The 14,398-nt window shown below is 70.8% G+C and carries 14 protein-coding genes and 1 pseudogene; 14 read left to right on the top strand and 1 reads right to left on the bottom strand.

Features of this window, described 5'->3' with window-relative positions; genetic code table 11:
- Positions 1-10 precede the first annotated feature (10 nt).
- From OG306_RS30490 to mmuM, 11 genes are all read left to right on the top strand, one after another.
- Complete coding sequence (locus OG306_RS30490; RefSeq protein WP_266905130.1) at positions 11-1,420, top strand: ATP-binding protein; 1,410 nt, start codon at positions 11-13, stop codon at positions 1,418-1,420.
- Positions 1,417-1,842, top strand: coding sequence for a roadblock/LC7 domain-containing protein (locus OG306_RS30495; RefSeq protein WP_266749265.1), 426 nt, complete (start codon positions 1,417-1,419; stop codon positions 1,840-1,842). The genes OG306_RS30490 and OG306_RS30495 overlap by 4 nt, the downstream gene beginning before the upstream one ends.
- Entirely contained in the window at positions 1,839-2,192 is a 354-nt protein-coding gene (locus OG306_RS30500) for a DUF742 domain-containing protein (protein ID WP_266749266.1), read from the top strand. Before OG306_RS30495 ends, OG306_RS30500 begins: the two co-directional genes overlap by 4 nt.
- Positions 2,170-2,784 carry a GTP-binding protein gene (locus OG306_RS30505; RefSeq protein ID WP_266749267.1) on the top strand — a complete coding sequence of 205 codons (615 nt, stop codon included), beginning with the start codon at positions 2,170-2,172 and terminating at the stop codon, positions 2,782-2,784. Before OG306_RS30500 ends, OG306_RS30505 begins: the two co-directional genes overlap by 23 nt.
- Positions 2,781-4,055, top strand: coding sequence for a cytochrome P450 (locus OG306_RS30510; RefSeq protein ID WP_266749269.1), 1,275 nt, complete (start codon positions 2,781-2,783; stop codon positions 4,053-4,055). The genes OG306_RS30505 and OG306_RS30510 overlap by 4 nt, the downstream gene beginning before the upstream one ends.
- Before the next feature lie 104 nt (positions 4,056-4,159).
- Positions 4,160-4,558, top strand: coding sequence for a cell division protein SepF (locus OG306_RS30515; RefSeq protein ID WP_266749270.1), 399 nt, complete (start codon positions 4,160-4,162; stop codon positions 4,556-4,558).
- A 214-nt stretch (positions 4,559-4,772) separates the two neighbouring features.
- Positions 4,773-6,068 (top strand): AAA family ATPase, encoded by a 1,296-nt coding sequence (locus OG306_RS30520; protein WP_266905124.1) that lies wholly within the window; start codon positions 4,773-4,775, stop codon positions 6,066-6,068.
- On the top strand, positions 6,065-6,433 hold the full coding sequence (locus OG306_RS30525) for a nucleotide pyrophosphohydrolase (protein WP_266749273.1): 369 nt from the start codon (positions 6,065-6,067) through the stop codon (positions 6,431-6,433). Before OG306_RS30520 ends, OG306_RS30525 begins: the two co-directional genes overlap by 4 nt.
- A gap of 124 nt (positions 6,434-6,557) precedes the next feature.
- Positions 6,558-7,094 (top strand): DUF6099 family protein, encoded by a 537-nt coding sequence (locus tag OG306_RS30530; protein ID WP_371665895.1) that lies wholly within the window; start codon positions 6,558-6,560, stop codon positions 7,092-7,094.
- 190 nt (positions 7,095-7,284) lie between these two features.
- Positions 7,285-8,208, top strand: coding sequence for an LLM class F420-dependent oxidoreductase (locus tag OG306_RS30535; RefSeq protein ID WP_266749276.1), 924 nt, complete (start codon positions 7,285-7,287; stop codon positions 8,206-8,208).
- A gap of 85 nt (positions 8,209-8,293) precedes the next feature.
- On the top strand, positions 8,294-9,265 hold the full coding sequence (mmuM, locus tag OG306_RS30540) for a homocysteine S-methyltransferase (protein ID WP_266749277.1): 972 nt from the start codon (positions 8,294-8,296) through the stop codon (positions 9,263-9,265).
- Positions 9,266-9,319: 54 nt separating this feature from the next.
- Here mmuM and OG306_RS30545 read toward each other — a convergent pair whose 3' ends face one another.
- Positions 9,320-10,813 (bottom strand): recombinase family protein, encoded by a 1,494-nt coding sequence (locus OG306_RS30545; protein WP_266749279.1) that lies wholly within the window; start codon positions 10,811-10,813, stop codon positions 9,320-9,322.
- A gap of 138 nt (positions 10,814-10,951) precedes the next feature.
- On the opposite strand from OG306_RS30545, the pseudogene OG306_RS30550 reads away from it, so the two are divergent.
- The 3 genes and pseudogenes from OG306_RS30550 to OG306_RS30560 form a co-directional block, all read left to right on the top strand.
- Positions 10,952-11,266 (top strand): annotated as a pseudogene (locus OG306_RS30550) (AAA family ATPase); the annotation flags it as partial.
- Positions 11,250-12,782, top strand: a complete 1,533-nt coding sequence (locus tag OG306_RS30555) for a site-specific integrase (protein ID WP_371665896.1) — start codon at positions 11,250-11,252, stop codon at positions 12,780-12,782. The pseudogene OG306_RS30550 and the gene OG306_RS30555, both read left to right, overlap by 17 nt.
- The gene (locus tag OG306_RS30560) at positions 12,779-14,398 is read left to right on the top strand and encodes a hypothetical protein (protein ID WP_371665897.1); all 1,620 of its coding nucleotides are present in this window, start codon (positions 12,779-12,781) and stop codon (positions 14,396-14,398) included. The genes OG306_RS30555 and OG306_RS30560 overlap by 4 nt, the downstream gene beginning before the upstream one ends.

A 14,398-nucleotide genomic window follows, 5' to 3' on the forward strand; every position in this document is an offset into this window, starting at 1 on the left:
CGGTGACGGCATGGGATGGATCGTGGCGGTGATCGCCGTCGCCGCTGCCGTGGCTGCGGCGGTCCGCGCGCAGAACGCGGCCCGCTCGGAGCACCTGGCCCTGGCCCGCGCCGAGCTGGCCGAACGGCAGTCGAAGGCCGCCGAGGCCCGTACTGCCGCCCTCACCGACGAGATCCGGCAGCTGGCCCGCAGGCGGATACCCGCCACCGCGCTCGCCCTCTCCCACCCCACCGCCCGGGTCCCCGGACTGCGGGAGGCGGCCGAGGTCGACGGCGAGGCCGCCCGGCTCCTCACCGAGGCCGTACAGGCCGCCCGCACAGCGGTCGTCGAGGAGCGCGGGCGCGTCGACGCCGCCGCCCGCGCGGCGATGCGCGGCACCTCCGCCAAGATCCAGTCCCTGCTCAACCAGTCCCAGCAGTTGCTGCACGAGCTCCAGCACGAGTACGACGACCCACGGATCCTGCAACTGGACTTCCGTAACGAACTGGCACTGCGGCGCACCCAGTCCACCGCCGTGCTCTGCGACGCCTGGCCGGGGCTCGCCCGCCAGAACTCGCCGCTCGTCGAGATCGTGCTCGGCGCCCAGTCCCGGGTCGCCGGCTACGAACGGATCAAGGTCGCCAACCACCTGCGCGAGGAACGGCTCGCGCTCGTCGCCCGCGCCGCCGAACCCCTCGCCATCGCGCTCGCCGAACTGCTGGCCAACGCCACCGCCTACTCGCACCCCGACACCGATGTCCAGGTGACCGTCCAGCAGAGCGGTGGCCGTGGCGCGTTCCTGATCGTCGACGACGCGGGCATCGGCATGGACGACGACGCGCTCGACCGGGCCCGCGCCCTGCTGGCGGGGCCGTCCGAAGTGCTCCTGACGGAGCTGGGCGACCCGCCGCAGACCGGCTTCGCCGTCGTCGGCCGGCTCGTCGTGCAGTACGGCTTCGACTGCCACATCGAGGCTTCGCCGTTCGGCGGAATGCGTACGATCCTGCGCGTCCCCGCCCACCTCCTGACCGTGCTGGAGGAGGACCGCAGCCTGTCCGCCCTCGCCCCGAAACCGGTGCAGGCGCACGCCTCTTCGCCCGCCTCCGCCCCCGCCACCCCGCAGCCCGCCGCCGCGCCGCAAGCCACGGGCGGGCACTTTGCCGAGCTGCCCAGCCGACGCCGACGCTCACCCCGGCCGACCCCGGCCCGGTCCGCGTCCGCCGCCACCCGGGACCGTGGAGCCGCCACCCGGGACCACAAAGAGGTGTCCCGTACACCCGAACAGGCCGAGGCTTCCTGGGCGGCACTCCAGCAAGGCACCCTCAACGGCAGAGGCGTCGCCGGACGGCCGACCGCACCGGCACCGGCCGACCACGAGGACGACCACGAACACCGCAGCGACCGCAGCGACCGGAACGACCGAGGAGACGACGAGACGTGAGCACCCCCACCCCCACCACCGGTGACCTCGCATGGGTGCTGACCCCGCTGCTGGAGCTGCCCGGAGTCCAGCACGCCGTGGTCGCCACCGGCGACGGCCTCGTCGAGGGCGCCTCGCCCGGCCTGGACCGGGCATCCGGCGAGCGGGTGGCCGCGATGACCGCCACGCTGCACGCCGCGGCCCGCGCGTTCACCACCGCTTTCACCGACGTCGACGCCCCGAGCCTGGCGCAGACGGTCGTCGAGTCGGACCAGGGCTTCGCCATCGTCGTACCGGCCGGGAACAACACCACGCTCGCCCTGTTCGCGGAACCCGGCGCCAAACTCGGCGACATCGCCTACCAGATGCAGGTGCAGGTCACTGCCCTGACCCGGGCGATGAACGCACCCGCCCGCCAACCGGATGCCCCCGCCCGGCCATGACCTCCGGCCCCGGACGCCGTCTGATCCCCGCCTATCTGGTCACCGGCGGCCGGACCCGGCCCGCCGGTCCCGAGCTCGACCGGCTCGCCGTGCTCGTACGCACCGACACGGACCTGCCCCCGGACACCGGCTCGGAACAGCGCAGGCTGTGCGAGCTGCTGGAACCGGGGGCGCTCACCGTCGTCGAATGCGCGGCCCACCTGGACCTGCCGGTCAGCGCCACGGTCTTCCTGGCCACGGACCTCGCGGCCGGCGGACACCTGCACACCCGACCGCCCATCCCCAGCGCCGGGGAGATCGACCGGTCGCTCGTCGAGAGGCTGCTCGTTGGACTCCGCTCCCTCCATTGACCCGACCGGCATCGGCTATCTGCCGCCCGCCGCCCGGACCCTGATGAAGCTCGTCGTCACGGGGCCCTTCGGCGTGGGCAAGACCACCCTGATCCGTACGCTGTCGGAGATCGCCACCCTCCACACCGAAGAGGCGATGACCCAGTCCAGCACCCGGTTCGACGACACTGCGGGACTGCCGGACAAGACCACGACCACCGTCGCCATCGACTTCGGCCGGCTCACCGTCCTCGACGACCTGGTGCTCTATATGTTCGGCACCCCGGGCCAGCAGCGGTTCTTCCCGCTCTGGGACGACATCGCGCGCGGCGCGCTCGGCGCACTCGTCCTGGTCGACACCCGCAGACTCGCCGACTCCTTCGCGGTCATGGACATGGTCGAGGAGCAGGGCCTGCCGTACGCCGTCGCCGTCAACCGTTTCCCCGACGCCCCCGCCCACACCGACGAGGTCCTGCGCAAACACCTCGACCTCGCTCCCGAGACCCCGCTGGTGCAGTGCGACGCCCGGGAACGCCGCGGCAGCATCGACGCGCTGATCGCGCTGGCCGAGCACGTGCTGACCCGAATGCCCCGGCCCGAGGACCCCTCATGACACCGCCCGTACAACCGCCGCAGCCCCTCGCGCTGTACGGCCCGGACTTCGCCGCCGACCCGCAGAGCCACTACCGGAGCCTGCGCGGACATGGCCCCCTCGCCCCCGTCCGGCTCGCCCCGGGCGTCGATGCCCTGCTGGTCACCGACTACCAGGCCGCCGTCGACCTGCTGCGCGACACCCATACCTTCACGAAGGACCCGCGGGCCTGGCAGGCCACCGTGCCCGACGACTCGCCGGTCCTGCCCATGCTCGGCTACCGGCCCACCGCGCTCTTCAGCGACGGCGACGTGCACGCCCGCTACCGCGATGCCATCAACGACGGCCTCGCCCTGATCGAGCCGCACGTCCTGCGGGCCGAGGTCGCCCGGGTCGCCCAGCGGCTCATCGGGGAATTCGCCGTCACCGGCAGCGGCGATCTGATCGCCCAGTACGCCCGACGGCTCCCGGTGCACGTCTTCGTCACCTGGTTCGGCGTCCCGCCGGGTGACAGCGAACGCATCGTCAACGGCATCGCCGGCATGTTCAACTCCGCCGAGGACGCCGCCACCGCGTACACCGATCTCGTCGAGGTCGTCACCGAACTGGTCGCCGACCGGCGTGCCCGGCCACGCCGCGACCTCACCTCATACCTCCTCGCCCATCCCGCCGATCTCGACAACGACGAGACTGTGCGTCAGATCACCCTGATCATGAGCGCGGGCCACGATCCGACGACCAATCTGATCGGCAACGCGCTGCTGCACATGCTCACCGACGCGCGCTACGCCGGCTCGCTGCACGGCGGCGCGATGACGGCACACGAGGCGATCGACGAGGTCCTCTGGCAGGACCCGCCGCTGGCCAATCTCTCGGCCCACTACCCGCGCCACGACACAGAGTTCCACGGCGTCCGGCTGCGCGCCGGACAGTTGCTCCTGGTTTCCTACGCCGCGGCCAACACCCAGTCCCCGCCCGGTCTTTCGGACCCCGGCATCCGCTCCGGGGGCAGCGCCCATCTGGCCTGGTCGGCCGGTCCGCACCGGTGCCCGGCGAAGCAGCCGGCGCTGCTCATCGCGATGACCGCGATCGAGCAGCTGACCAGTCAGCTGTGCGACGCGGAACTGGACATTCCGATCAGCGGACTGAGGTGGCGACAGGGACCCTTCCACCGCGCCCTGGTCCGGCTTCCGGTACGTTTCACCCCCGTCGGCATGACCGCGGAAGCGGACCGGCGTGAAGCCGCCGGGAGCGCGTCGGGCGGGCCGTCGGCGGTGTCGATCAGCCCGTGAACCGTGTCGGTGGTACGCCGAACGGGTGAGGGACGAGAGAATTGCCCGATGAACAGCGAGCGCAGCCGGCGCAACGCCGACCGAAGCACAGACGGGGTGGTCCGGTGAGCAGGTACGACAGGTACGACGTCACGGACGAGCAGTGGGAGGGGCTTGCCCAGGTCGTGCCTCTGCGCAGCCGCAACGAATGGCCGTCCCGGGTGGATCACCGGACGGTCCCCGACGAGAGCGCGGAGACCGAACAGCGGCGCCTCGTCGTGCTGCGGGTCCAGGTCTTCGCGGACGCGCGGGAGGTGGCGGAGTACCTGGTCGCGCAGGTCCCGGTGCTGCTCGACCTGACGGGCGCGGAGACGGATGTGGCCAAGCGCATCCTGGACTTCACCAGCGGAGTCGTCTTCGGGCTCGGCAGCGGAATGCACCGGGTCGACCGGAACGTCTTCCTGCTGTCCCCGATCGGCATGGAGGTCGAGGGGGTCGCTGCGGCGGGCGTACCCGGTTCGTAGAGCGGGCGTACCCGGTTCGTAGGAGGGCCGCGGGAAGGGCGGTGGCCAGGGGTGGCGGCCTGGGGTGGTGTGCCGGTGGGTGGTGTGTCGATGGGCCTACCCCGTTCGTGGGAATGCCGTCCGGTCGGGGTTGCCACGGCGGGCGTAGCCCGATCGTAGGAAGGTCGTTAAGGCGGAACGATTCTCCGCCCCGAAGCCTGCTTACGGTCCGCCCATGACTGCACTCCCCCCGGAAACCACCACCCCTTCGCCACCCGCCGGTACGTCCGCGCCCGATGGTGTCCACGCGGCTACCGGTACGTACGCGACGTCCGTGCCCGACGCCCCCCGTGGCGCCGCCGTTCCGTCCACCCGCCGGGAAGCCGTGCCGCGCTCCGGTGGGCCTGTCCGCTGCGCCGGCCCCGTCGTCACCGAACTGCGGCTGTCCGCCTTCGCCTCGCACCGGGGCGCCACCTTCCCCATCGGTCCCGTCACGCTCTTCGCGGGCCCCGGCGGCAGCGGCAAATCGACTGTCCTGCGGGCGTACGAGGCACTGGCGCGGCTGGGCAGCGGTGACCCGCTCGAAGAGGTGTTCCCCGACCCGGAGGGCTGTGTGCCGGAAGGGGCCGCGGCCGATGCGCAGGGCCGCCGGGGATTCCGGATCGGCTGCACGACGGACGGCCCGGCGGGCCCGGTGCGACTCGACGTCGCCGTCCAGGCGGAACCCACCCTCCGCATCGTCGGTGAACGGCTCACCGGCGGCGGCGAGACCCTGCTCACCACCGCGTTGCGCGACCCGGGGCGCTCTTCGGTCCAGGCGGCCTGGTACACCGCGGGCGCGGTCCCGGTGACGCGTGCGCCGCTGCCGGACGACCGGCTCGGAACGGCGCTGCTGCCGCTGCGGGTGGCGGGCACGACCGAGGGGCAGTTACGGGTCCTGGCCGCCGCCGAACAGGTGGTGGTGGCTCTGCGGTCGGTCTTCGCCTGCGAACCGCAGCCCTCGCGGATGCGCGCCCCGGTGCCGATGGGCGACGGCCTGCTGCGCCGGGGCTGCGACAACCTCGCGGCCGTACTGGAGCGTACGTACACGCAGTGCGGCCAACGGCATGCCCGGCTGGTCGCGGCCGCTCAGGCAGGATGTGCGGGGCCGGTGACGGAACTCGGCGTGGAGCGGTCGACGGACGGCTTGCTGCGCGCGGTGGTCGGGCGCGGCGGGGGACGTTTCTCACCGGTCGGCCGGCTCGGCGACGGTGAGTTGAGGTACCTCGCGCTCGCCCTGGTGCTGCTCACCGGGCCCGGGGTGCTGGCGATGGACGCGGCGGGCGAGGTGCCGTCGGCCATGCAGACGCTGACCGTGCTGGCCGACGGGCTCGACCGGGACCTGGACGGACGGCAGTTGCGCGAACTGGTGGATCTGGCGGTGGCGATCGGGGCGGCCGGCCATCTCAGGCTGGTGGGCACGGTCACGGAATCGGGTGCGGTGCGGGCCCGGGAGACGCCCGGCGTGACGGTGGTAGACCTGGAGTCGTGACAGAACTTGATGTACGGGCCCTGCAGCAGCGGCTCGCCGCGTTCGCGGCCGCACGGGACTGGGAGCAGTACCACACCCCGAAGAACCTGGCGACGGCACTGAGCGTCGAGGCGTCCGAACTGGTCGAGATCTTCCAGTGGTTGACGCCGGAGCAGTCGGCACGGGTGATGGAGAGGCCCGAGACGGCGCACCGGGTGGCGGACGAGGTCGCGGATGTCCTCGCGTATCTGCTGCAGTTCTGCGAGGTGTTGGGGATCGACGCGTTGTCGGCGCTGGCGGAGAAGATCGACCGGAACGAGGCCCGGTTCCCGGTACCGGAGCCCCCGGACCCCTCCGAACCCCGGGATCGTCACTCTTCGGAGTGATCAACTTATACACAGTCGACTTCGTGTCCACAGATTTCCGAATTCCTCTGGCTTTTCGGTACCGACACCCTCACTGTGGGTAATGGATGAGTTGAGCGGCTTTTCGTACGGACGGGGGTATCGCATGGAAGCGGAGCGGCTTGTAGGAGTCGGCCGACGTGCGCTGGCGCAGAGCCGGGGCACGCCGGACATCATCGCCGAGGCATGGCAGGCCCAGGCGCTCGCCCAGGCGATCGGCAGCCGGCTGGCGGCGGACGGCCCCAAGGAGTTAAGGGGCGAGGCCCGCGGGCTCAGCGAGATCGGCGGGAGAAGCAGTGGGTCGCTGGACCATCCGGCGGCGCGGGCCGGAGTGGCGCGGGCCGCGCAGCTCTCCGAGCTCGCCGAACCGCGGGCGACGCTGACGGGTCTGGGCATGCTGCTCGGAGAGGTGGGGATGGCCCTGGTCGGGGTGGCCTGCGAGACCGATGAGCAGGGGCTCTACTGGCAGTGCATGGAGGCGATCGACGCTGCCGACGAGTCCTTGGACCGGGTGCACGGAATGCTCCGGCGCCTCGACGAGCAGGAGCGGGAGCGGCAGCAGGATATGGAGCGCGGCCGGGAGCGGGACGGCCCGTACGGCCCGGTCCGCGGACCGGCGGGCTCGGCGGCGGGCCAGTCGTGACCGCACGGCACTTCGACGGTGACCAGTGGCGGCGGTGGTGCCGCGGAGAGAAGAGATGGTGCCGCGGAGAGAGGGAGGAGAGAGGGAGGGAGGGAGGAAGGAAGCGAGGGAGGAGGGGGAAGCGAGGGAGGAGGGGGAAGGGAGGGAGGAGGGGAGCGATGACCGGCGGCCGGAGGTGCAGGATGGGTGCATGGATCTTCGAATCTTCACCGAGCCCCAGCAAGGGGCCGACTACGACACCCTGCTCACGGTCGCCAAGGCGGCCGAGGACCTCGGCTTCGACGCCTTCTACCGCTCCGACCACTACCTCCGCATGGGACCGGGCGACGGGCTGCCCGGCCCGACCGACGCCTGGATCACCCTGGCCGGGCTGGCGCGCGAGACCAAGCGGATCCGTCTCGGCACGCTCATGACCGCGGGGACCTTCCGGCTTCCCGGCGTGCTCGCCATCCAGGTCGCGCAGGTCGACCAGATGTCCGGCGGACGCGTCGAGCTCGGTCTCGGCGCGGGCTGGTTCGAGGAGGAACACAAGGCCTACGGCATTCCGTTCCCCAAGGAGAAGTTCGGCCGGCTGGAGGAGCAGCTGGCCATCATCACCGGGCTGTGGGCGACCGAGATCGGCAAGACGTTCAGCTTCGACGGCAGGTACTACCAGCTGACGGATTCGCCTGCGCTGCCCAAGCCGGCGCAGGCCAGGATCCCGGTCCTGATCGGCGGTCATGGTGCGACGCGTACACCGCGGCTGGCCGCCCAGTACGCCGACGAGTTCAATATCCCCTTCGCGTCGCTGCAGGACAGTGAGAAGCAGTTCGGCCGGGTCCGGGAAGCGGCAAAGGCGGCCGGCCGCGGGCCGGACGACCTGGTGTACTCCAACGCCCTGGTGGTCTGCGTCGGCAAGAACGACGCGGAGGTGGCGCGCCGCGCGTCCGTCATCGGCCGCGACGTGGCGGAGCTGAAGGCGAACGGGCTTGCGGGCTCGCCCGCCGAGGTGGTCGAGAAGATCGGCCAATACGCTGCGATCGGGTCGTCCCGGATCTACCTCCAGGTCCTGGATCTGGACGACCTGGACCACCTGGAGCTGATCTCCTCCCAGGTCCGTACCCAGCTCGCCTGAGCCGGGCGGTTCCGGCTCACCTGAGCCGGAGTCCGGTCCCCGTTCACCGGGCCGAGTCATGGCCCGGCACATGAGGGAGTCACCTGTGCAACCCGTCCGGTCAGCCGATGGCCCGCCCGCCCGCGCCCTCGGGCAGGCCCTCTTGCAAGGGGCGCTCCTGCTCGACGGCGGTCTCTCCAACCAGTTGGCGGCGCAGGGCTGTGACCTGTCCGACGCGCTGTGGTCGGCCCGGCTGCTGGCCGACGGGCCGGGGCAGATCGAGGCAGCGCACACGACCTATGTGCGGGCGGGCGCACAGGTGCTCATCACGGCCAGTTACCAGGCGACGTTCGAGGGATTCGCGCGACGGGGGATCGGCCGGGCCCGGGCGGCGGAGCTCTTCGCCCGCAGTGTGCGGCTGGCGCGGCGGGCCGCGGGTGGGGTGGAGCGGGAGGTCTGGGTCGCCGGCTCGGTCGGGCCGTACGGGGCGATGCTGGCGGACGGCAGCGAGTACCGGGGCCGCTACGGGCTCTCCGTCCGGGAGCTGGAGCGGTTCCACCGTCCCCGGGTCGAGGCGCTGGCCGCCGCCGGGCCCGACGCGCTGGCGCTGGAGACGGTGCCGGACATCGACGAGGCCGAGGCGTTGCTGCGGGCGGCCGAGGGATGCGGGCTCCCCGTCTGGCTCTCGTACAGCGTGGCGGGGGACCGGACGAGGGCGGGGCAGCCGCTGGAGACGGCCTTCGCCCTCGCCTCGGAAAACGACCGTGTCCTGGCCGTCGGGGTGAACTGCTGTGATCCGGCGGACGCGGACCGGGCGGTGCGGATGGCGGCGGACGTGGCCCGCAAACCCGTCGTCGTCTATCCGAACAGCGGCGAGCAGTGGGACGCCGGGGGCCGGGGGTGGGCCGGCGACGCCACGTTCGATCCGGGGAGAGTACGGGTCTGGCAGGAGGCCGGCGCCCGGCTGGTGGGCGGTTGCTGCCGGGTCGGCCCGGACACCATCGCGGAGCTGGCCGGGCTGCTCGGCGGGACGACCGCGGACGAAGGAGGCGAGACGTACGTGACTCGCCAGGGCTGACCCTCGAAGCAGCCTCGCCACCACAAGGGCACGGGGCGGCCTTCTTCTACCTGCTTAGCGCTTCCAGGCGGTCTCGATTGCGCCGTAGTTGAAGGCGTCGCCGGGCAGCCGACCTCGCCCGATCGGCAGGATGCGGACGTCCAGCAGGGTCCGCAGCACCGAGCGCTGCCTGTCCAGCTCCAGGGCCTTCCACGCTTTGGTGACGTCCGTGGCGCCCACCACGCCCACCAGCGGGTCCCGCTTGGAGGCGCGGGCCAACTGCTTGGTCACCACTTCGAGCTGGGCCCTGGCCGCGTCCGAGCCCTCCGTGAACTGGGACATGTCGATGCCCCCGGCGCCGAAGAGGGCCGCCAGGTTGGTGAGCCGCTGGCGAATCTGGTCGCTCTGCACCTGGAGGGCCGCCACGTCCACATCGTCCGGGCCGGGCTCTAGGAGGTCCACCGCGTCCGGCCGGGAGAGACGCGACACGATCAGGTCGGTGATGTACTCGTCCACCTTCTCGGCCTGCCGTGAGCCGCCGTGCCCGGTGATGCAGCGGTAGGCGGGCTTCGCGGAGCTGCCGCCCCGGCCGCACTTCACCGCCTCCGGGCACCCGGGCACCCCGCACTTATAGATCAGGGAGCCCAGCCACTTGGGCTTCGCGCCACGGGTCGTGTTGCGGGCCGGGTTCTTCAGCACGGCCACGACACCCCGGAACTGGGGTTCGGTGACGAGAGCGTCCCAGGATCCGCGCCCGATCTCCTGGCCCTGGTACACCGCGATGCCCGCGTTGCGGGGGCGCAGCAGGAGGAGGCGGGCGTCCGTCGCCCTAATCCAGTTGCCCTGTGACGACTTGATGCCCCCGTCCTTCATCCAGCGGGCAAAGCCCTGGATCGAGCCGCCGGAGAGGACCAGCTCCGTCCCGTACTTGATCGCGGCGGCCTCCTCGGGGGCGGCCTTGTCCATGTCCAGGACGGGGACCACGATCTCGTCACCCGTCGCCTTGTCGATCTTCTTGCGCGTCTCGCCGGTGGGCCTGCCCCAGCCGAACGGGCGGATGCCGCCGCCCCACTCTCCGGCCTTCGCCTTCTGCTGGCGCTTGCGGGCGACGCGGGCGCCCTTGTGCTCGGACTCCTGCCGGGCGACGGCACCGAGGATGCGGGCGGTCATGCGGCCGTGGGGAGTGGACAGGTCGATCAGCCCGGCCTGGACGGTGTGCGTGAGCACGGACCGCCGCTCGGACAGGGCGATGTACTCCTCCAGCTCCACGGGGCTGCGGTGGAGACGGTCGGTGTGCCACGCGAGGACCACCGTGGCGTCGCCCTCCTCTAGCCCCTGGAGCATCTCCAGGTAATCCGCGCGGGGCTTGCCGGAGTAGGCGGACAGGTCGTTGTCCTCAAAGATCCGGGCGGCCTCGTACACGACCTCCGGCGTGGACAGCCGCTTGGCGAGAGCGTGGCAGTCCTCGATCTGCCGCTCGGTGCCGAGATGGGCTCCCGTGCGGTCCTGGCTGATGCGAGCGTAGATATAGCAACGGACGACCCTGATCGCCCCCGTAAGGTTCTGCATGACCCTGATTGTGGCAGTTTTATGTGTCCCTGGTGAGATGTCGGACCACCCAAACAGATGTCCATTGTTCACGATGACCGCAGCCGATGAGACCGCGAAGCGGAACAGGAACGAGACCGTGAAGGAGGCGAAAGCCGCATGACCAGTCCCCCGCGCACCCTGCCGGTGACCGACCTCTCCCTCGTGGTCCTCGTCGGAGCCAGCGGTTCCGGCAAGTCCACCTTCGCCCGCAGGCACTTCGAGCCCACGGAGATCATCTCCTCGGACTTCTGCCGCGGCTTGGTCGCCGACGACGAGAACGACCAGAGCGCCAGCCGTGACGCCTTCGACGTCCTGCACTACATCGCGGGCAAGCGGCTGGCAGCCGGGCGGCTGACCGTCGTGGACGCCACTTCCCTGATGATTGGGCGTGTTCAAGCGTCAGGGGAGGCGTCAGTTGCACGAGTGGAACGTGGTGTGGGTGCCCGATCCGGGGCAGTGGGGATCGCTACCGTCTGAGGGGGTCCTGGGGGTACAGGACCTGCCGGCTGAGGTCGCCCGGATCGGTCTGCGGCCGGGCGATCCGGTGTTCGTGGCACCGGACGGAACGGTGGACCGGGACCTGCTGGATTTCGTCCGGTCCATCGAATTCCGGAATCTGGAGCGGGAGACCAAGCGGAATTACGCGACGGATATCCGGCCGCTGTTGACCTTCCTGTCCTCGCGTGAGGTTCCGTGGAGGCAGGCGAGGCGGCAGGACTTGGCGGATTACCGGCACTGGAGATGCCGGGCTCCGCAGAATCCGCGCCGAATCGGTGGGACGAAGTGGAACCGGGAGGCGGCCGCGTTCACCAAGCTGTTCCGGTGGGCGAAGGTGTCCCCGTTGCCGGTGGACATCGTGCGGCGCGAGGACCGGGCTGCGGACTCGGTGAGCTCGCGAGTGCTGTGGCTGACGCCGCGGACCTGGGGTTTGTGGTCGGACATCGGGCTCCGCGGCCACAGTCGTACAGGAATGCCGGCGCCGGGGTGGGAGTCGCGGACGGAGTTGCGCAACACCAGCTTCGTGCAGCTGCTGCTCAGCTCCGGCCTGCGCCGACAGGAGGGTGGTTCACTGCTCACCTTCGAACTGCCCAGCCAGCGCTTGCGGTTCGGCCGCTACTGCCATGGCCGCGTCGCCGCGGCGGTCACCCGGTCGAAGCAGAGCCGGGTCTTCTACGTGTCGGTGGACGCAGTCGGCCAGGCCGAGGCATACGTCGAGTCGGAGCGCGCGTGGGCGGTGCAGCGCGCCCAGGCGGAAGGCCGCTATGAGCGGTTGCCCACGATGTGGCTGGTCACGAAGGTGACACGGGGCCTGAGACCGAAGGTCGAGTGGGTCGACTCGGACGGCGTCATCGGTGAGCAGGAGCTGGGCCGGCTGGGATGGCGCGAGCGGCAGTGGCTGTTCCTGGAGGGCCCGGACGGGCCGGAGCCGGCGTGGTTGTGGCTGACGGAACAGGGCCTGCCGATGGCTCCGGACCGGTGGAACGGCGTGTTCAGGGTGGCGAACCTGCGCTGCGAGGAGGTCCTGCTCTCCCCGGAAGAACAGGAGATCGAACGGGACTTCCGGCTGGCGGAGGTACGCGGCAAGAGTCCGTACGCGACGCCACACGCCGCGCGTCATTCGATGGCCCTCTACATGCTGGTCTTGCTGAATCAGCTGGTGGAGACCCGCTATGGGCTCTCGGCCGCAGACCGGCGGGACTTCGCAGTGCTGTTCGGCGATCCGTGGTGGCTGGTGAAGACCCTACTCGGTCACGCGGACGTGGAGGTGACGAAACGGCACTACCTCGCGCCGGTCGCGCACCTGCAACTGGAATCGATCCTGGCCGCGGCCGAACCCGCCGGCGAGGAGGAACAGCAGGTCGAGGACCTGGAAGGTGTGTTCACCCGGCTCGCCCGGGAGTCGGAAGGCATCCAGGACATCGACGCGATCCTTGAGGTGGCCCGGTGATCGGGCGGGGACGGCGGGCCGTCCTGCCACCGGCCGATCATCACACCGAGCCGCCGCTGGCTCCTGACGGGCTCGTGGTGACGGTCGTCAACAAGGCCGGATACGAGATGGCGTTCGACTTCGCCGAACTTCCGGTCGCCGAGGCCATGCAGCGGTCGCTGGCCGAGGTCTTCGCGATCCGGTCTGCGGGCTGGAACAGTCACGAGACCGCACGGGCTTCCTGGATCACGGTGAAGATGTTCGCGCGCTTCGTCGCAGAGCTGGAGCATCCCCCACAGGACCTGGGGGACTTGACACCCGCCACGCTCAAGCGCTGGCGCGCGAGGCATATCGGCACGAACAGCGGCAAGAGCGTGCTGCGTCAAGTGAGGCCGCTGCTGAGGGCGGATCCGCGGCTGGTCGACGGGCCGGTGGGAGAGGAACTGGCCCGACGCATCCCCAAAGCGGTGCCGATCAAGCAGTCGTACGGGAAGGAGGAGCGGGAGCGGGTCCTGCTGGTGGCCCAGCGGCAGTTTCGGACCGCTCTGCTGCGGATCCGCGAGAACACCCGCCTGCTGGAGAGGTGGCGGGCCGGTGACCTGGTGGAAGGCAGACGTGACTGGCGCCTCGGACAGGTCCTCGATCACCTCGCGCAGACCGGCTACGTCCCGCACACGGTCATGCCGAGCGGGGAGTTCGTGAAGAACCACAAGCTGCTGGGCGGCACCAGCCCGGAGAACACGTGGGGCAGACTCTTCCTGTCTCGCTCCGAACTCACCGCACTGGGCGTGCTGTTGACCGACCGGTTCGGCTGGAACCTGTCCGTCTACGACCGGCTGCCAGCCCCGACCACGGCCCCGTCGGCCGGATCGCCGGCAACGGTGACCTATCAGATCCAGGTCGAAAAGCGCAGGCAGGGCGGCGGCCGGTGGTTCTCCACGGAAAACGTCACCGACTCCGGGGCCGACTCCTCTGGCAGGCTGATCACTCAGGCGTTGGAAGCCACCGCGCACGGACGGGCGCTGGTCCATCGCCTCGCGCCCGACATCGGCCTTTTGATGGTTGCGCGAATGCACTACCCCAAGCGGAGGCACCAGCGCACGGAACGACCCCGCCCGGTGGGCCCCTTCGCCTTCGGCATCGGCAACGGCGACGCCCAGCGTTGGTGGATCACGCATGAGCTGGGCGGATCTCCGTTCCAGCGGACGCGCAGGACTACGGTGACGCGGGAAGGCCGCCCCCTTCAGCACACCCAGGGCACCCATCAGAGCATCTACGTGCTGCCCGACGAGCACGTTCAGCTCGCCTCGCAGAGCGTCTTCGAGGCCGGTGCCCGCGAAGCCGTCGAACAGGCCCAGGCCGCGGTGTTCGCCGGCGGCATCGCCGCCGCCCCGGACCCTGACCACGAGCGGACCGTGACCGCGGACTGCTCGGACGAGACGTCCAGCCCCTGGCCCCGACGCGCAGGGCGGCTGCGGAGCAGACTTCCTGCTCTGCCTGGCCTGCCCCAACGCCCGTGTCCACCCCGGCCATCACCCCCGACTTGCTCACTTGCATCAGAAGGTGCACAGCCTTCAATCCGTCCTGCCGAAACGCTCCTGGCACGAGCTGTGGAGCGAGCACGCACTCCGACTTGA

Source organism: Streptomyces sp. NBC_01241 (genome assembly GCF_041435435.1).
Classification (GTDB): Bacteria; Actinomycetota; Actinomycetes; order Streptomycetales; family Streptomycetaceae; genus Streptomyces.

Coding starts and splice junctions, on each gene's coding strand:
- OG306_RS30490 (WP_266905130.1), top strand. CDS start 11: ATGGGATGGATCGTGGCGGTGATCGCCGTCGCCGCTGCCGTGGCTGCG.
- OG306_RS30500 (WP_266749266.1), top strand. CDS start 1,839: ATGACCTCCGGCCCCGGACGCCGTCTGATCCCCGCCTATCTGGTCACC.
- OG306_RS30510 (WP_266749269.1), top strand. CDS start 2,781: ATGACACCGCCCGTACAACCGCCGCAGCCCCTCGCGCTGTACGGCCCG.
- OG306_RS30520 (WP_266905124.1), top strand. CDS start 4,773: ATGACTGCACTCCCCCCGGAAACCACCACCCCTTCGCCACCCGCCGGT.
- OG306_RS30530 (WP_371665895.1), top strand. CDS start 6,558: ATGGAAGCGGAGCGGCTTGTAGGAGTCGGCCGACGTGCGCTGGCGCAG.
- OG306_RS30535 (WP_266749276.1), top strand. CDS start 7,285: ATGGATCTTCGAATCTTCACCGAGCCCCAGCAAGGGGCCGACTACGAC.
- OG306_RS30545 (WP_266749279.1), bottom strand. CDS start 10,813: ATGCAGAACCTTACGGGGGCGATCAGGGTCGTCCGTTGCTATATCTAC.